Source organism: Streptomyces sp. NPDC058469 (assembly GCF_042721125.1).
Classification (GTDB): Bacteria; Actinomycetota; Actinomycetes; order Streptomycetales; family Streptomycetaceae; genus Streptomyces.
Genome location: NZ_JBHXME010000001.1, coordinates 78,254 through 95,179, shown reverse-complemented (window position 1 = coordinate 95,179; position 16,926 = coordinate 78,254). Strand labels below are relative to the sequence as shown.

Annotated in this window: 17 protein-coding genes, 1 pseudogene and 1 riboswitch; of the genes and pseudogenes, 10 read left to right on the top strand and 8 right to left on the bottom strand. The window is 70.1% G+C overall.

Annotation, left to right across the window (positions count from 1 at the left end; translation table 11 throughout):
* Window positions 1-18: 18 nt before the first annotated feature.
* Window positions 19-672, top strand: a complete 654-nt coding sequence (locus ACFWP5_RS00420; protein WP_384148639.1) for a TetR/AcrR family transcriptional regulator — start codon at window positions 19-21, stop codon at window positions 670-672.
* Between the two features lie 102 nt (window positions 673-774).
* On the opposite strand, the gene ACFWP5_RS00415 is transcribed toward ACFWP5_RS00420, so the two are convergent.
* Window positions 775-1,797, bottom strand: coding sequence for a helix-turn-helix transcriptional regulator (locus ACFWP5_RS00415; RefSeq protein ID WP_384148332.1), 1,023 nt, complete (start codon window positions 1,795-1,797; stop codon window positions 775-777).
* 131 nt (window positions 1,798-1,928) lie between these two features.
* On the opposite strand from ACFWP5_RS00415, the gene ACFWP5_RS00410 reads away from it, so the two are divergent.
* On the top strand, window positions 1,929-2,327 hold the full coding sequence (locus ACFWP5_RS00410) for a VOC family protein (protein WP_384148330.1): 399 nt from the start codon (window positions 1,929-1,931) through the stop codon (window positions 2,325-2,327).
* 19 nt (window positions 2,328-2,346) lie between these two features.
* Here the strand turns inward: ACFWP5_RS00410 and ACFWP5_RS00405 are convergent, their stop codons facing one another.
* Window positions 2,347-3,576 (bottom strand): glycosyltransferase, encoded by a 1,230-nt coding sequence (locus ACFWP5_RS00405; protein WP_384148637.1) that lies wholly within the window; start codon window positions 3,574-3,576, stop codon window positions 2,347-2,349.
* 178 nt (window positions 3,577-3,754) lie between these two features.
* Between ACFWP5_RS00405 and ACFWP5_RS00400 the strand changes: the two genes are divergently transcribed.
* Window positions 3,755-5,713 (top strand): ricin-type beta-trefoil lectin domain protein, encoded by a 1,959-nt coding sequence (locus ACFWP5_RS00400; protein WP_384148328.1) that lies wholly within the window; start codon window positions 3,755-3,757, stop codon window positions 5,711-5,713.
* A gap of 65 nt (window positions 5,714-5,778) precedes the next feature.
* Here the strand turns inward: ACFWP5_RS00400 and ACFWP5_RS00395 are convergent, their stop codons facing one another.
* Window positions 5,779-6,120 carry a hypothetical protein gene (locus tag ACFWP5_RS00395; RefSeq protein WP_384148635.1) on the bottom strand — a complete coding sequence of 114 codons (342 nt, stop codon included), beginning with the start codon at window positions 6,118-6,120 and terminating at the stop codon, window positions 5,779-5,781.
* Window positions 6,121-6,125: 5 nt separating this feature from the next.
* Window positions 6,126-7,742 (bottom strand): cytochrome c oxidase subunit I, encoded by a 1,617-nt coding sequence (gene ctaD, locus ACFWP5_RS00390; RefSeq protein WP_384148326.1) that lies wholly within the window; start codon window positions 7,740-7,742, stop codon window positions 6,126-6,128.
* A gap of 105 nt (window positions 7,743-7,847) precedes the next feature.
* On the opposite strand from ctaD, the gene ACFWP5_RS00385 reads away from it, so the two are divergent.
* Entirely contained in the window at window positions 7,848-8,369 is a 522-nt protein-coding gene (locus tag ACFWP5_RS00385) for an RNA polymerase sigma factor (protein WP_384148324.1), read from the top strand.
* A gap of 144 nt (window positions 8,370-8,513) precedes the next feature.
* Window positions 8,514-9,413 (top strand): CU044_5270 family protein, encoded by a 900-nt coding sequence (locus ACFWP5_RS00380; RefSeq protein ID WP_384148322.1) that lies wholly within the window; start codon window positions 8,514-8,516, stop codon window positions 9,411-9,413.
* Here ACFWP5_RS00380 and ACFWP5_RS00375 read toward each other — a convergent pair whose 3' ends face one another.
* Window positions 9,414-10,262 (bottom strand): bifunctional 5,10-methylenetetrahydrofolate dehydrogenase/5,10-methenyltetrahydrofolate cyclohydrolase, encoded by an 849-nt coding sequence (locus ACFWP5_RS00375; RefSeq protein WP_384148320.1) that lies wholly within the window; start codon window positions 10,260-10,262, stop codon window positions 9,414-9,416.
* Window positions 10,263-10,283: 21 nt separating this feature from the next.
* Window positions 10,284-10,368, bottom strand: a riboswitch (ZMP/ZTP riboswitch).
* Between the two features lie 259 nt (window positions 10,369-10,627).
* On the bottom strand, window positions 10,628-10,993 hold the full coding sequence (locus ACFWP5_RS00370; protein WP_384148318.1) for a nuclear transport factor 2 family protein: 366 nt from the start codon (window positions 10,991-10,993) through the stop codon (window positions 10,628-10,630).
* A 171-nt stretch (window positions 10,994-11,164) separates the two neighbouring features.
* On the opposite strand from ACFWP5_RS00370, the gene ACFWP5_RS00365 reads away from it, so the two are divergent.
* Window positions 11,165-11,458, top strand: a complete 294-nt coding sequence (locus ACFWP5_RS00365; protein WP_384148317.1) for a hypothetical protein — start codon at window positions 11,165-11,167, stop codon at window positions 11,456-11,458.
* Between the two features lie 80 nt (window positions 11,459-11,538).
* Here ACFWP5_RS00365 and ACFWP5_RS00360 read toward each other — a convergent pair whose 3' ends face one another.
* On the bottom strand, window positions 11,539-13,293 hold the full coding sequence (locus ACFWP5_RS00360) for an ABC transporter ATP-binding protein (RefSeq protein WP_384148315.1): 1,755 nt from the start codon (window positions 13,291-13,293) through the stop codon (window positions 11,539-11,541).
* Between the two features lie 244 nt (window positions 13,294-13,537).
* Here ACFWP5_RS00360 and ACFWP5_RS00355 point away from each other — a divergent pair, with 244 nt between their 5' ends.
* The 3 genes from ACFWP5_RS00355 (at window position 13,538) to ACFWP5_RS00345 (ending at window position 16,255) form a co-directional block, all read left to right on the top strand.
* The gene (locus ACFWP5_RS00355) at window positions 13,538-14,626 is read left to right on the top strand and encodes an S-(hydroxymethyl)mycothiol dehydrogenase (RefSeq protein WP_384148633.1); all 1,089 of its coding nucleotides are present in this window, start codon (window positions 13,538-13,540) and stop codon (window positions 14,624-14,626) included.
* A complete protein-coding gene (locus ACFWP5_RS00350; protein ID WP_384148313.1) occupies window positions 14,626-15,255 on the top strand; it encodes an MBL fold metallo-hydrolase in 630 nt (209 codons plus the stop codon). The genes ACFWP5_RS00355 and ACFWP5_RS00350 overlap by 1 nt, the downstream gene beginning before the upstream one ends.
* Window positions 15,256-15,340: 85 nt before the next feature.
* Window positions 15,341-16,255, top strand: coding sequence for an SDR family oxidoreductase (locus tag ACFWP5_RS00345; RefSeq protein WP_384148311.1), 915 nt, complete (start codon window positions 15,341-15,343; stop codon window positions 16,253-16,255).
* Window positions 16,256-16,264: 9 nt separating this feature from the next.
* On the opposite strand, the gene ACFWP5_RS00340 is transcribed toward ACFWP5_RS00345, so the two are convergent.
* Window positions 16,265-16,792, bottom strand: coding sequence for a hypothetical protein (locus ACFWP5_RS00340; RefSeq protein ID WP_384148309.1), 528 nt, complete (start codon window positions 16,790-16,792; stop codon window positions 16,265-16,267).
* A gap of 49 nt (window positions 16,793-16,841) precedes the next feature.
* Between ACFWP5_RS00340 and ACFWP5_RS00335 the strand changes: the two are divergent.
* Window positions 16,842-16,926 (top strand): annotated as a pseudogene (locus ACFWP5_RS00335) (oxidoreductase); the annotation flags it as partial.

The following is a 16,926-nucleotide window of genomic DNA, read 5'->3' as shown; positions in this document are numbered from 1 at the left end:
CGAGACAGGGGTGTGACAGTGGTGGGCAGGCTCAAGGCGCCGACCGGTCGTTACGGCGGCAAGTCCGCCGAGGAACGGCAGGCCGAGCGGCGCGGACGCTTCCTGGACGCCGCGCTCCAGCTATTTGGCGACACCCCTGGCTACCGCGCCACGACCGTCGCCGCGCTCAGCGAGGCCGCCGGTCTGTCCACCCGGCAGTTCTACGAGGAGTTCCGCAGCCTGGAGGACGTCCTGGCCGCCCTCCACCTCCAGGTCAACGACTGGGCCGAGGAAGCCGTACTCGTGGCGCTGAAGTCCGCGGAGGGCCTGCCGCTCGCCGAGCGGTCCACGGCGATCTTCCACGCCTACGCCGCGAACGTCACCGTCGATCCGCGCCGCATCCGCGTCACCTTCGTCGAGATCATCGGCGTCAGCGCCCGGCTGGAGGAACAGCGGCTGGCCCGCCGCGCCCGCTGGATCAACCTCATCTGTGCCGAGGCGAGGGCCGCCGCCCAGCGCGGGGAGGCGGCGCGGCGCGACTACCGGATCGCCGCGACGGCCTTCATCGGCAGCGTCAACGGCCTGCTCCACGACTGGAGCGCGGGCTGGGTGGACGCCACGCTGGACGAGGTCGTGGAGGAACTGGTCCGGCAGTTGCTCGGCATCATGCAGCCGCCCGGCTGGAAGCGCTAGGGCCTGTCCGGCGGATCAGGTCGCGGGAAATGAGCGGTCTCTCACCAGCGCGGATGGGCGTGCCACACCCCGCGTCTGCGGCATGATCCGGCCAGGCAGGTTCTAGGCCGAGTCGTCGTCGTGCGCGGCGTGCTCGTCCAGGCGGCGAGCGAGCGCGCGTACGAGATCGCGCAGGGCGGCGGGGTGTTCGATGACGAACGGGCGGTCGAGGGTGGCGAGGACGGGCGGGATCCAGTCCAGCCGCTCGGCCCGGATCCGGACGTGGACCCATTCGCCGCGTTCGCCCGCCTCTGAATCGTCGGGCGGGGTCTCGCCGGTGCTGGCCGGGACCGCGGACAGGGTGGCGATCTCGGCCGGGAGCCGCGTGCGAATGTGCTGCACGCTGCCCTGGATGCGCAGCGAGACATCGTGGGTCCACGGCGTGCGCGCGAGGCTGTCCAGCACCGCCGCCGCCGGGTCGAACTCGGCCGGGACGGCGAACGAGCCGGGCCGCACGTTCATGGCGGTGATCCGGTCCAGACGGAAGGTGCGCACCTCCCCGTCGGCGGGGTCCGCGCCGGTCAGGTACCACCGTCCGGCATGCGCCACGAGACCGTACGGCAGGACGGTACGGTCGCTGGCGCGGCCCTTGCGGTCGGTGTAGCCGATCGCCACCGGCCGCCGATGGAGCGCGGCCTCGGCGAGTTCGAGCAGTACCCCCGTCTCCGGGGCGGTGGCGGTGCGGGGCCGCGCGGTGAAGTCGGCCGTGTCCAGCAGGGCGTCCAGCCGTCGGCGCAGGGCGGCGGGCAGGACGCGCAGCAGTTTCGCCGTGGCGCTCTCGCTCGCCGCCGCGGACGCGGTGACGAGCCCTGCCTTACGGCCGGCCAGGAGACCCAGCACCACGGCCAGGGCCTCCTCGTCCGTCAGCATCAGCGGAGGCATCCGATAGCCGGGAGCGAGCCGGTAGCCGCCGTAGCGACCACGCACCGAGTCGACCGGCACGCCCAGTTCCAGCAGGTGGCCGACGTAGCGGCGGACCGTGCGTTCGTCGACGCCCAGCCGGGCGGCGAGGTCGGGGACGGTACGGAGGCCGCCGCCCTGGAGGATCTCCAGCAGGGCGAGCACGCGCGCGGTCGATGTGGTCACCCCGAAAGTCTGCCTCGGATACCGGGCGGAAACTGTCCGGTATTGGTCCTAGCGTGGGAGACGCCCCTTCGTCCGGTACCGCCTCTGACCGCTCCTCCGGTACCGCCTCCTACTTTTGACAGGAAGCCGCCATGAACTTCGTCTCGATCCGCGTCATCACCGACGACGTCGCCCGTCTCGTCGGGTTCTACGAACAGGTCACCGGCGTCCCGGCCACGTGGTCGACGCCCGACTTCGCCGAACTCGTCACGCCCGCCTGCACGTTGGCCATCGCGAGCACCCGCACCGTGGCCCTGTTCGGCACCGGCTCCGCGCACCCCGCCGCGAACCGCTCGGTGATCACCGAGTTCCGCGTCGCCGACGTCGACGCCGAACACGAGCGTCTGACGCCCCTCGACTGCGAGATCGTCCAGAAGCCCACGACGATGCCGTGGGGCAACCGCTCCCTCCTCTTCCGGGACCCCGACGGCAACCTGATCAACTTCTTCACGCCGGTCACTCCCGAGGCCGCGGCGCGGCAGGAGCGCTAGAGCGGACCTGCGTGCCGCTCTATGTGCCGAGCCTGTCCAGGGCGGCGAGTACGGGCGCGACGCCGTCCTCGGCCCGTACCCGGGTGCCGAGGGCCCGCGCGCGCTCGGCGTAGGCCGGTTCACGCGTGGCCCGTACGAGTGCGGCGGCCAGGGAGTCGGCGGTCAGGCCGCGCAGCGGTACGGCATCCGGAGCCACGCCCAGGGCGACCAGGCGTGCGGCCCAGAAGCCCTCGTCGAACTGGATCGGCACCGGTACGGCCGGTACCCCGGCGCGCAGCCCGGCCGCGGTCGTGCCCGCGCCGCAGTGATGGACCACGGCGGCCATCCGCGGGAACAGCGCCGCGTGCGGGACCTCGCCGACGGTCAGGACGTCGTCGCCGGCCGCTTCGAGGCCGCCCCAGCCGCGCTGGATCACCCCTCGCAACCCCGCCCGGCGCAGCGCGCGCACGATCTCGGCGCTCAGCCGCTCCGGATCGGGCACGGTGGCGCTGCCCAGCCCCACGAAGACCGGGGCCGGACCGGCGTCGAGGAAGTCCCGTAGCTCCGCCGGGAGTTGGGCGGCAACGTCGTACGGCCACCAGTAGCCCGCCACCGTCAGTCCGGGCCGCCAGTCGGCCGGGCGGGGCACGATCAGGGGGCTGAAGCCGTGGTGGACGGGCCAGTCGTGCCGGTCGCGGGCCCGGAGCGCGGCGCCGGGACGGGCGCGGGCCAGGCCCAGTTGGGACCGCACCTCCGCCACGGAAGGTGCGAAGATGTGCTCCACCGTACGGTCCACCCCGTGCCCGGCGACACGGTTGCCGACGGCGCCCCAGGAGCCGCCCCCGAGTACCGGTGGCGCGAACTCCCTTGTGGGTGCGATGGGTTGGAGAGAGACGCCCATGCTCGGCAGCGACAGCCCCTCGGCGACGGCATGGCCCAGCGGCCCCAACGAGCTGGCCAGCAGCAGCACTTCACTCGCCCGGGCGGCTGTCAGGAGGTCGTCGGTCATGCGTCCGAGCACCTCCCGCGCCATCCCGGCCAGCCGCAGCATCTTGCCGGCACCCGAGGCGCTGCGATGCAGCGCACGCCCCCGCGAGGACTCCAACTCGGCCCGGGGATCGACCGGAAGAGGATGGAAGCCGACGCCCGAGCCCGCCACCAGGGGCGCGAAACTCTCGTGGGTCACGAGGGTGACCTCGTGGCCCGCCCTGGCCAGGGCATGCCCGAGTCCGGTGTAGGGGGCCACGTCGCCCCGGGAACCCGCCGTCATGATCGCTACGCGCACGACGGTCAGTATCGCGTCCGGTGGCCGACGGGTGGGGGATTCCAACTGCCCCTCGTGTCACAGCCGTTGACTTCACCCTCCGCTGGCTCTACTTTCAGCGCGCTGTTTCGTTCGATTACTCGATCCTTGTTCGAGATTTCGAAAATATCGGCAAAGGAGCCGCATGTTCCGCACCCCCTTCCTGCGCGTCCTCGCGATGGCCGCAGCGGCAGTCACCCTGCTTCTCTTCACCAGACCCGCCCCCGCGGACCCCCTTCAGGCGGCCCCGGTCGCCTCGACGACCCGTCAGATGGCCGTGCCCACCGCCCCGATGGGCTGGGCCTCCTGGAACAGCTTCGCCTCGAAGATCAACTACAGCGTCATCAAGCAGCAGGTCGACGCTTTCGTCGCCTCGGGCCTCCCCGCGGCCGGCTACAAGTACATCAACATCGACGAGGGCTGGTGGCAGGGCACCCGCGACAGCGCGGGCAACATCACCGTCGACACCAGCGAGTGGCCCGGCGGGATGAGCGCCATCGCCGACTACATCCACAGCAAGGGCCTCAAGGCCGGCATCTACACGGACGCCGGCGCGAACGGCTGCGGCTACTACTACCCGACGGGCCGCCCCGCCGCCGCGAACACGGGCAGCGAGGGTCACTACGACCAGGACATGCTGCAGTTCTCCCAGTGGGGCTTCGACTTCGTGAAGATCGACTGGTGCGGCGGTAACGCCGAGGGCCTCGACGCGGCGACGGCGTACAAGGCGCTCAGCGCCTCGGTCACCAAGGCCACCGCGAGCACCGGCCGCGCGCTGACCTTCTCGATCTGCAACTGGGGCTACCAGAACCCCTGGAACTGGGCCCCCGGCCTGGCCCCCATGTACCGGACGAGCACGGACATCATCTACTACGGCAACTCGCCGTCGACGACGAACATGCTGTCCAACTTCGACCAGGGCCTGCACCCGGCCGCCCAGCACACCGGCTACTACAACGACCCCGACATGCTGATGGTCGGCATGTCCGGCCTCACCGCCGCCCAGAACCGCACCCACATGGCCCTCTGGGCGATCTCCGGCGCACCCCTCCTGGCCGGCAACGACCTGACGACCCTCACCACCGAGACCACCGGCATCCTCACCAACCCCGAGGTCGTCGCGGTCGACCAGGACGCGCGCGGCCTCCAGGGCGTCAAGGTCGCCGAGGACACGACAGGGCTCCAGGTCTACGGCAAGGTCCTGTCGGGCCTCGGCAACCGCGCGGTCACCCTCCTCAACCGCACCTCCGCCGCCCAGAACATCACCGTCCGCTGGTCCGACCTCGGCCTGACCACCGCGTCCGCCACCGTCCGTGACCTGTGGTCCCGCACCAACATCGGCTCCTACGGCACGAGTTACACGGCGAGCGTCCCGGCCGGCGGCTCCGTGTTCCTGAAGGTCAGTGGCGGCACCGAGGCGGCGAGCACCAACTACACCGCCGCCTCCACCGGCAAGTACACCGGCGTCAGCGCGGCGAGCACCGGCCTGAACGTCGTCGACGTCACCTACACCAACACCGGCTCCGCCGCCGTCACCGGCACCCTCCAGGTCAACGGCCAGACCGCGACGACGGTCTCCTTCCCGCCGACCGGCTCCAGCGCCGGCACGATCTCGGTCCAGGCCAACCTGTCGAAGGGCGCGGCCAACTCCCTCACCCTGACGGGCAGTTCACTCCCGACCCTGGGCGCGATCAACGTTCAGCCAATTCCGGGCACGAACGGCTCCCTGGTCGTCGGCACCCAGTCCGGCCGCTGCGCCGACGTGTACAACAACACCATCACCAACGGCACGCAGGCCGAGATCTGGGACTGCAACGGCGGCCAGAACCAGGCCTGGACGTACACCTCCCGCAAGGAACTCGTGGTCTACGGCAACAAGTGCCTGGACGCCTACAACAACGGCACCACCAATGGCACGAAGGTCGTCATCTGGGACTGCAACGGCCAGAACAACCAGAAGTGGACCGCCAACTCCGACGGCACCCTGACCAACGTCAACGCGGGCCTGTGCCTGGACGCGTCCGGCGCCGCCACCGCCAACGGTACCCAGCTGATCCTCTGGAGCTGCGGCACGGCGGCCAACCAGAAGTGGACGCTGACGTAGCCGTACCGGCCTCTGAGCAGCACATCGTCCCGCCGGTCGTCAGGACCGGCGGGACGCGCATCCCCTTAGGCCAACGCGATGGTGACCAGGCCCGTCGCCGCCAGCAGGGCGCAGGCCAACAGGCAGCAGGCGAGGGTGCGTTGCCGCAGTCGCCGGTACGTCTCCTCGTACTCGTCCCGCAGTTGACGGCCCCGCTCGGCCGTGCGCTGCCACGACAGGCGGGTGAGGGCCAGGTACTCCGCCTCGAACTGCCGCTCCACCTCCGCCCGTTGGCCGTCGGTGAGCCAGTCCAGCCGCGCCGTGAAGCGGACGGCGGCTGTACGGCCCTCCGCGTGGGCGGTGGCGATCAGCAGATGGCCCTCGATGTCGTTGAGGAAGGCCCCGGTGTCGAGGGGGTGTTCGTCCATCGCGGTCACCGGGTCGTCAACTCCCGTTCCAAGGCCGGGATATCGGCGTGGTGGAGGTCGAAGGCGGGGGACTCGCTGCGGATGCGGGGGAGCGAGACGAAGTTGTGCCGCGGCGGTGGGCACGAGGTCGCCCACTCCAGTGAACGGCCGTAGCCCCAGGGGTCGTCGGTCTCGACCTTCTTGCCGTACTTGGCCGTCTTCCAGACGTTGTAGAAGAACGGCAGGATCGACAGGCCGAGCAGGAATGAGAAGATCGTCGACACCGTGTTGAGCGTCGTCAGGCCCTCCACCGCGAGGTAGTCGGGAATCCGGCGCTGCATCCCGTTCACGCCCAGCCAGTGCTGGACCAGGAAGGTGCCGTGGAAGCCGATGAACAGCGTCCAGAAAGTGAGCTTGCCGAGGCGTTCGTCGAGCATCTTGCCGGTCATCTTCGGCCACCAGAAGTGGAAGCCGGAGAACATCGCGAACACGACGGTGCCGAACACGACGTAGTGGAAATGGGCGACGACGAAGTACGAGTCCGAGGTCGAGAAGTCGAGCGGCGGGGACGCGAGCATGACGCCGGTCAGGCCGCCGAACACGAAGGTGATGAGGAAGCCGGTGGCCCAGAGCATCGGGGTCTCGAAGGACAAGGATCCCTTCCACATGGTGCCGATCCAGTTGAAGAACTTCACGCCGGTTGGTACGGCGATGAGGAACGTCATGAAGGAGAAGAACGGCAGCAGCACTCCGCCGGTGACGTACATGTGGTGCGCCCACACCGTCACCGAGAGACCCGCGATGGAGATCGTGGCCGCTATCAGCCCCATGTAGCCGAACATCGGCTTGCGGGAGAAGACCGGGATGACCTCGGAGATGATGCCGAAGAACGGCAGGGCGATGATGTACACCTCTGGATGGCCGAAGAACCAGAAGAGGTGTTGCCACAGCAATGCACCGCCGTTCGCCGCGTCGAAGACATGTGCCCCGAATTTCCGATCCGCCTCCAGCGCGAAGAGCGCGGCGGCGAGAACGGGGAAGGCCAGCAGGACCAGGACGGCGGTCAGCAGCACGTTCCACACGAAGATCGGCATGCGGAACATCGTCATGCCGGGTGCGCGCATGCAGATGATCGTGGTGATGAAGTTGACCGCGCCGAGGATCGTGCCGAAGCCGGAGAAGGCCAGGCCCATGATCCACATGTCGGCGCCGATGCCCGGCGAACGGACCGCGTCCGACAGCGGGCTGTAGGCGAACCAGCCGAAGTCGGCCGCACCCTGCGGGGTGAGGAAGCCCCCGACGGCGATCGTCGAGCCGAAGAGATAGAGCCAGTAGGCGAACATGTTCAGGCGGGGGAAGGCGACGTCCGGGGCGCCGATCTGCAGCGGCATGATCCAGTTGGCGAAGCCGGCGAACAGGGGCGTCGCGAACATCAGCAGCATGATCGTGCCGTGCATCGTGAACGCCTGGTTGAACTGCTCGTTCGACATGATCTGCAGTCCGGGTCTGGCGAGTTCGGCGCGCATGAGGAGCGCCATCATGCCGCCGATGCAGAAGAACCCGAACGCCGTGACCAGGTACAGCGTGCCGATCGTCTTGTGGTCCGTGGTCGTCAGCCACTTGATGCTCTTGAGGTCTCTCACGCCCCGCCTGTGTCCGCGCCCCGCCCGCACGTCACACTTGACGGGCGCGAGGAGAATCACGAAACCGGGTGTGACGATCGCCCCGGTGCCGGACACGAACGGGACATGAGCAACGACGAGAACTTCGCCGCTGCCTATCGCGAGCACTACTGGGCGGTCAGCCGCTATGTTGCGCGGCGACTGGACGGGCGGAGCAGCGAGGTCGAGGAAGTGGTGGCGGAGGTCTTCACCGTCGCCTGGCGCCGCCGCGCCGACCTGCCGCCGTCCCCGCTGCCCTGGCTGTACGGCGTGGCCCGCAACTGCCTGGCCAACGCGGTACGCGGCTACGGGCGGCGCCGCAGGCTCGTCGACCGGCTGGGCAACGACGCGGCCGCGCACGGGCGGCAGGTCGCGGCCGGCCCCGATGCGGATGCCCCTGGCTCTTGGGTGCATGAGGCGCTGGCCCGGCTCTCCCCGGCTGATCAGGAGGTGCTGAGGCTGACGGCGTGGGAGGAACTGGGCGTGGAGGAGGTCGCCGTTGTTCTTGGGTGCGGTGTGCGGGCTGCGGCTATGCGGTTGCATCGGGCGCGGGGGCGGTTGAGAGCGGAGATCGACCGACGGGCGGCTGTCGGAGGGGTGGGGCGATGACCAGGTGCTCTTCGGGTAGTGCCGCGATGTGCCCTCGTTCGTCTGCGGCTCCGTCGTGGCTGGTCGCGCTCACGCGGCGGAGCCGCATGTTGACACGCCCCGCGCCCCTTTGGGGCGCCACCGCTGAACCGAAGGATCATCGTCATGGCTGATGAACTCGAACTCCTGCGCAGCGCCAACCCGTTCACAGGCGACGGCCCCCTCTATGGCGATGGACCGCTCGATCATCACGCCGAGCGTCGGCTCAACCGGCTGCTGTACGACCGGCGTTCACGGCGTCGCCGACTGCTGTGGAGCTTCGCGGCCACCGCCGCCGTGGCCGCGACCGTGCTCACTCTGTTGTTGAGCGGCCCGAGCACCGCGCCGGCGGTCGCGGCCCCCCGCGCACTCGTCGTGCAGGCCGGCTCCACACCCGTATCCCTGAAGCAGCTCGCCGCCCTCGCCGCGGCGACCGCAGTCGACGGAACTCCCGCTCTGCGCAAGGGAACTCACGTGCAGTCATGGAGCCTCGGCATGTCCGACGACAAACCACCGGTCACCATCCCCGAGGAACGCATCGTGCGCTGGAACGCGGACGACAGTCACACCGAACGTCTCGTCGAGGACGGGCATGTCTTCAAGGACACGACGTATCCGCCGAGTTGGAGCGACGTCCCGCCCGCGTCGCAGCCGCCGCGTGATGTCGTACGGCTGCGGGCCTATCTCCAGGAGACGGCGAACAGCAAGACGCCGCTGACCACACCCGAACTCCTTGATGCCGTACAGGAGTTGCTGAACCAGTGGACGCTCGGGGCGCGTGAGTCGGCGGCGCTGGCGCGGCTGCTCGCGGCTGCGGACGGGTTGCGGCCGGTGGGGGAGGTGACCGACCGGCTCGGGAGGCACGGGCAGGCGTACGTCTATCGGCAGTCCGCCACCCGCCGGATGCTGATCATGGACCCGGCCACCGGCGCCGTCCTCGGACTGGAGACCACCTACACGAAGGACCAGCCCGAGTACGGCGTCAAGGCCGGGGACGTCATGGAGTACAGCGCGTGGACGCGCTGATCACACCCCGAGCTGCCGGGCGGCGGCGGTCACGGTCTGTTCCAGGAGCGTGGCGATCGTCATCGGGCCGACACCGCCCGGCACCGGCGTGATCAGCGAGGCGCGTTCGGCGGCGGAGTCGAAGTCGACGTCGCCGACGTTGCCCGCGTTGTAGCCGGCGTCGATGACGACCGCGCCGGGCTTGATGTCCTCGCCGCGGATCAGCCGGGGGCGTCCGACGGCGGCGACCACGATGTCCGCCTCGCGGACCACCGCGGACAGGTCCCGGGTGCGGGAGTGGCAGTAGGTGACCGTCGCGTCGCGGGCCAGGAGCAGCATGCCGGCCGGCTTGCCGAGGATCGCGCTGCGGCCGACCACGACGGCCCGCTTGCCGGACGGGTCGACGCCGTACTCGTCGAGCAGCCGCATGATCCCGCCGGGCGTGCAGGACACGAAGCCCGGCAGGCCGAAGCTCATCGTCGCGAACGACGCGAAGGTGACGCCGTCCACGTCCTTCTCCGCGGCGATCGCCTCGAACGCGGCCCGCTCGTCGATGTGTTCACCCATCGGGTGCTGGAGCAGGATGCCGTGCACGGCCGGGTCGGCGGAGAGCGCGGTGAGGGTGGCGACCAGTTCGGCGGTGGTCGTGGCGGCGGGCAGTTCCACGTGCCGGGACTCGATACCGGCCTTGCGCGAACGGTTCTGCTTCATTCGGACGTACGTGACGGAGGCCGGGTCCGCGCCGACCAGAACCGTCGCCAGACAGGGCGCCGTACCGGTGCGCTCCGTGAGGTCGGCGGCCTTCTTCGCGGTGTCCTCGACGATGCGCCGGGCGAGCGCGGTGCCGTCCATGAGCCGTGCCTGAGACATGATCCACTCCTGAGCTGGTTGACCAATCGCCCAGGCGCACGGCATCGACTCCGCGTGGGCCGCTCCACGGTGGTGCTCCACCTCAGCGCCAGTCACGACCCACGAACAGCCTAACCGACGGTCCCTACGACCGACCGGGCCCGCTCAGTGACGCCGGATACCCCGCGTCCGACCGGCAGGCGGTGGCGGAAGCGGACGGGATCGTGCCGCTCGCAGCACTGACCCCAGCAGGGCGGCGGACGCGCGCAGGCCTGCTGCGGAAACCGGTGCTCGCCGTCGAGTCGTAGCGGAGCCTCCGGGGACCGTGCTCGCCGAGAAGGTCCAGGTCAGACGGGTGCTGATCCGGACCCTCGGCACCAGCCTCGCTAGCCGTCCCATGCTTGGATCATGGTCTGCCGGGTGATCTTGCCGTCCTGCAGCAGGAGCATCGACTCGGCGAGGACCCGTGCCCCGTCCGGGTACTGACAGGACTCGCTGTAGGCGACCCGGTCCCCTTGGACGACGCACTCCTCCAGCTTGTGCGTCATGTCGCGGCTGTAGACGTCGGCGAGCATCGCGCCGATCTCGTCGCGGCCGTGCAGGACCTTGGGGTGACTGGGCTGGGTCTGGTGGTCGACGACGTGGATCTCCGCGTCGTCCGAGTAGAGCGACAACAGTGTCGCCGCTGTGTGATCTTCGATGCCCCGGCGCAGGGCTTCGGTGTCGAAGCCGGGGCGTGCCGCGGTGCCCATGGTGACCTCCTCGGAGGGTCGCGTCCCGCACAGGAGCGAGCCGCGATGGGCCTCTCCTACGAGACTCCTCCGCCGCGCCGGGGTCGGCAAACGCAACGGGACGCTCGTCCTGACGGGTGAGGGGTGCCCCGTGCCCGTGACCGTGCGGGGACCGTCCGCGTTGCTGAGGGCATGATCTCAACACGACGTATCGCCGCCGCCGTTGGTCTCGCCGTCGGGGTCACCGGCCTCGTCGCGCCGATGGCGAACGCCGCCGACGCGCCCGCCTTCAAGGACGGCAAGGTCAGCCCGGTCGCCCTGCTGGACTCGCTCGCGGTGAGCGAGATCCCCGCCGAGCACCGGGCGGAGATCCCCCGGGTCGCCGGCCAGCTGCAGGGGCTGAACCACCTGAACGACCTCCAGCAGCTGCACCAGGTCACCGACCTCGCCGCGCCGGTCACGGGACTCCTCCCCGCTGTCGAGTAGAGCCTGCGGTACTGATCCCGCTGAGCACGCGCTTTCTGAGGGCCGTCCGGAAACGGGCGGCCCTCAGCCATTCCACAGGATCAGCCCGCCGTCGCCAGGAACTGCGTCGCCGCCAGCTCCGCGTAGAGCGGGTCGGCGTGCACCAGCTCCCGGTGCGTGCCCACCGCGCGGACGCGGCCCGCGTCCATGACGACGATCCGGTCCGCCATCGTCACCGTGGACAGCCGGTGCGCCACGACCAGGACCGTCGTCGTACGGGCCACATCGGCGACGGTGTCGCGCAGGGCCGCCTCGTTCACCGCGTCCAGCTGCGAGGTCGCCTCGTCGAGGAGCAGCAGGCGGGGGTGCCGCAGCAGGGCGCGGGCGATGGCGACGCGTTGGCGTTCGCCGCCCGAGAGGCGGGTGCCCCGGTGGCCGACCAGGGTGTCGACACCCTTCGGCAGCCGGGCGAGCAGGCCGTCGAGGCGGGTCGTCTTCAGGACGCGGGTGACGGCGTCGTCGTTCGCGTCCGGGTTGCCGAGCAGCAGGTTGTCGCGCAGGGAGCCCGACAGGACCGGGGCGTCCTGCTCCACATAGCCGATGGCGGACCGGAGTTGGGAAAGCTCCCAGTCCGCGAGGTCCCGGCCGTCGAGGGTGATGGCGCCGGACTCGGGGTCGTAGAAACGCTCGATGAGGGAGAACACGGTGGTCTTGCCCGCGCCGGACGGGCCGACGAACGCCGTCATGCCCTGGGCCGGTACCTCGAAGGTCACGCCGTGGTGGACGTAGGGGAGGTCGTCGGCGTAGCGGAAGCGGACGTCGTCGAAGGTGAGGGCCGCGGGCTGGGCGCCGGGGGAGGGCAACTGGGCGGGGAGGGAAGGGGGTTCGGCGGGGAGTTGGAGCGCCTCCTGGATGCGGGAGAGGGCCGCGGCGCCCGTCTGGTACTGGGTGATCGCGCCGACGACCTGCTGGATCGGCTGCATGAGATAGAAGACGTAGAGGAGGAAGGCGACCAGCGTGCCGATGTCGATCGCACCCGTCGCCACCCTCGCCCCGCCCACCGCCAGCACGGTGATGAACGCGACCTGCATCGACAGAGCCGCCGCGTTGCCCGCCGCCGCCGTCCACTTGGCGGCCCGCACGCTCTGCCGCCACGACTCCTCGGCCGCCGCGTGCAGGGTGCGCTCCTCGCGGTCCTCGGCGCCGGACGCCTTCACCGTGCGCAGCGCGCCGAGGATCCTCTCCAGCGAGGCGCCCATCACGCCGACCGCGTTCTGCGCCTGCCGGCTGGCCCGGTTGATGCGCGGCACGATGAAGCTGAGCACGGTCCCCGCGCCCGCGATCACGGCGAGGGTGACGCCCAGCAGCACGGGGTCAACGAGGCCCATCATGACGACAGTTGCGACGAGCGTGAGCCCTCCGGTGCCGAGGCCGACCAGCGAGTCCGTGGTGACCTCGCGCAGCAGGGTGGTGTCCGAGGTGATGCGGGCCATCAGGTCGCCGGGCTCGCTGCGGTCCACGGCGGTGATCCGCAGCCGCAGCAGATACGACGACAGGGCGCGCCGCGCACCGAGCACCACCGACTCGGCGGTGCGCCGCAGCACATACGAACCCAGCGCGCCCAGCGCTGCGTTGGCGACCACCAGCGCCGACATCGCGAGCAGCGCCCCGGTGATCGTCCGGTCGTGCGACAGGTCGTCGATGAGCCCCCGCGCCACCAGCGGCAGCAGCAGCCCGGTACCCCCGGTGACCAGCGAGAGCAGCGCGCCCGCCAACAGGGCCCAGCGGTGCGGTCGTACGTAGTCGAGGAGAAGCCGCCAGGCCGGCGGACCGCTCTGAGTCCCTGCGATGCTCACGGCGCTCCTCGGGAGTCGGTCGGAGCATTCAGGCTACGTCGGTCGCTGCCCGGGGTGTCGGCCGGTTCGGGGTGGTCGGCACCGCGCCGGGCACGCAGGCTTCCGGCATCCCCGACAGGGCCTCCCTGGCTTGCCCGGTACCTCGATCAGGACGCTGGCGGCGACGGCCCTACGCGTGGCCCTTACCGATCAGTCACGCGTAGGGTCGGAGGCAGGGACAACGGCGACGAAAGGGTTCATGACCATGGCGCAGGAAGTACGCGGCGTGATCGCACCGGGCAAGAACGAGCCGGTCCGGGTCGAGACGATCGTCGTACCCGATCCCGGACCCGGTGAGGCCGTGGTGAAGGTACAGGCCTGCGGGGTCTGTCATACCGACCTGCACTACAAACAGGGCGGCATCAGCGACGACTACCCTTTCCTGCTCGGGCACGAGGCCTCCGGAATCGTGGAGTCGGTCGGCGTGGGCGTCACCGACGTGGTCCCCGGCGACTTCGTGATCCTCAACTGGCGTGCCGTGTGCGGTAGTTGCCGCGCCTGTCTGCGCGGTCGCCCCTGGTACTGCTTCAACACCCACAACGCCAAGCAGAAGATGACCCTCGCCTCGACCGGTCAGGAACTGTCCCCGGCCCTGGGTATCGGTGCCTTCGCCGACAAGACGCTGGTCGCGGCCGGCCAGTGCACCAAGGTCGATCCGGCCGTCTCCCCGGCGGTCGCCGGGCTGTTGGGCTGTGGCGTGATGGCCGGCATCGGTGCGGCCATCAACACCGGCAACGTCGGGCGCGGCGACACCGTCGCGGTCATTGGCTGCGGTGGGGTCGGTGACGCGGCGATCGCCGGGTCCCGGCTCGCGGGCGCGGCGCGGATCATCGCCGTGGACATCGACGACCGCAAGCTGGAGAAGGCCCGCACCATGGGGGCCACGCACACCGTCAACTCCAAGGCCACCGACCCCGTTGAGGCGATCCGTGAATTGACCGGTGGCTTCGGCGCCGATGTCGTCATCGAGGCGGTCGGGCGCCCCGAGACGTACAAACAGGCCTTCTATGCCCGTGACTTGGCGGGCACGGTCGTCCTCGTCGGCGTACCGACCCCCGAGATGAAGCTCGAACTCCCGCTCCTGGACGTCTTCGGACGCGGTGGCGCGCTCAAGTCGAGTTGGTACGGCGACTGCCTGCCCTCCCGTGACTTCCCGATGCTCATCGACCTGCATCAGCAAGGGCGCCTGGACCTGGCCGCGTTCGTGACGGAGACGATCCAACTCGACGAGGTGGAGAAGGCGTTCGAGCGGATGCACGGCGGCGACGTACTGCGTTCGGTGGTGGAGCTGTGATGGCCGCTCGCATCGAACACCTCGTCACCTCCGGGCAGTTCAGCCTGGATGGCGGCACCTGGGACGTCGACAACAACGTCTGGATCGTCGGCGACGACCACGAAGTCGTCGTCATCGACGCCGCCCATGACGCCGACGCCATCGTCGAGGCGATCGGCGACCGCAGGCTGACCGCCATCATCTGCACCCACGCCCACAACGACCACATCGACGCGGCGCCCGAACTCGCCGACCGCACCGGCGCCACGATCTGGCTGCACCCCGACGACCTGCCGCTGTGGAAGCAGACTCACCCCGACCGCGACCCCGACGCCCATCTCGCCGACGGTCAGGTGATCGAGGCCGCGGGTGCCGACCTGAAGGTCCTGCACACGCCCGGTCACGCGCCCGGCGCGGTGTGCCTGTACGACCCCGGGCTCGGCACGGTCTTCACCGGCGACACCCTCTTCCATGGTGGTCCGGGGGCCACGGGACGGTCGTACTCCCACTTCCCGACCATCATCGACTCCATCCGCGACCGCCTGCTGACCCTCCCGCCCGAGACGAAGGTGCTCACGGGGCACGGCGACCAGACGACCGTCGGCGCGGAGGCCGCGCACTTGGAGGAGTGGATCGCGCGGGGGCACTGAGACACCGGTGAATCCCGACAGAAGGTGTCCGGCTTCTCCCGCACGATCGACATGACAGAGGTCGAACGAGCACGGGAGGTCGGACATGCCGGGTCCACTGGAAGACAAGGTCGCGCTGGTCGCGGGGGCGACGCGCGGAGCGGGACGCGGGATCGCCGTGGAGCTGGGCGCGGCCGGCGCCACCGTCTACGTCACCGGACGCAGCACCCGCGCCAAGCGCTCCGAATACGACCGGCCCGAGACCATCGAGGACACCGCCGACCTCGTCACCGCGGTCGGCGGCCAGGGCATCGCCGTACCAACGGACCACCTGGAACCGTCGGCCGTACGGGCCCTCGTCGACCGGATCGACGACGAACAGGGCCGCGTCGACATCCTCGTCAACGACATCTGGGGCGGCGAGCACCTCTTCGCCTGGGACACCCCCGTGTGGGAACACGACCTCGACAAGGGCCTGCGCCTCCTCAGGCTGGCGGTCGAGACGCACGCGATCACCAGCCACCACGCGCTGCCCCTGCTGCTGCGCCGGCCCGGCGGCCTGGTCGTCGAAATGACCGACGGGACCGCCGAGTACAACCGCGACACCTACCGCGTCTCCTTCTTCTACGACCTCGCCAAGACGTCCGTCCTGCGCATGGCCTTCGCCCTCGGCCACGAGCTCGGCCCGCGCGGTGCCACCGCTCTCGCGCTGACCCCGGGCTGGCTGCGCTCGGAGATCATGCTCGACCAGTTCGGCGTACGCGAGGACAACTGGCGCGACGCCCTGGAACGCGTCCCCCACTTCGCCATCTCGGAGACCCCGCGCTACGTCGGCCGCGCCGTCGCCGCCCTCGCCGCCGACCCCGAAGTGGCCCGCTGGAACGGGCAGTCGCTGTCCAGCGGCGGACTCGCCCCGGTGTACGGCTTCACGGACCTCGACGGCAGCCGCCCGGACGCGTGGCGGTACCTGGTGGAGGTGCAGGACGTGGGGAAACCGGCGGACGTGACCGGGTATCGGTGAGGTACGAGGTCACTCCTGGGTCGTCAGCCAGCGGCCCGAGTGGCCGGGCGGGAGTGCCAGATCCTCCCGTACGGCCGCGTAGTAGCCCTCCCGTCCGGCACGCTGACGCTCCATCAACTCCCGCCAGGTGTCCGGGTCGTGGGTCTCCGTGCGCATGAAACGCTCCATCTCCATCACCGCGCTGACCCACATCCGGGCCTTGTCCACCACCTCCCGGCTCCCCAGCAGGATCAGCGCCTCACCGGACGGATCGCGGTCCACGGTCGCCTCGGCCAGTAGCGGTTTCGCCTCGGCCAGGGGCAACGGGTGCGGATGCGGGTCGTTGCCGAGATGGGACGCGACCCGGTAGGTAAGAGTCACGGACCTCTTCAGCGTCCGGGCGTACTCGGCGTACACATCGAGCCGCCGCTCCTCCCAACGGGCATCCCGCTCACGGCGGAACCTCGCCCGATCGCCCCGCACGATGGCCAGGTACGAACCAAGCGCGCCGATCACGACACCGATCAGCGCGGGAAGTTGCTGTATGAACGCGTTCATGTCCGCACGCTATCTGCCGAGTTGATCGTTCCGGCAGTACGTTCGGTTCATGACTGACTCAACGCGCTTCGAGGGGTACGGAGTTCTCGTCACCGGTGCGGCCCGCGGCATCGGTGCGGCCGTCTCCCGGCGGC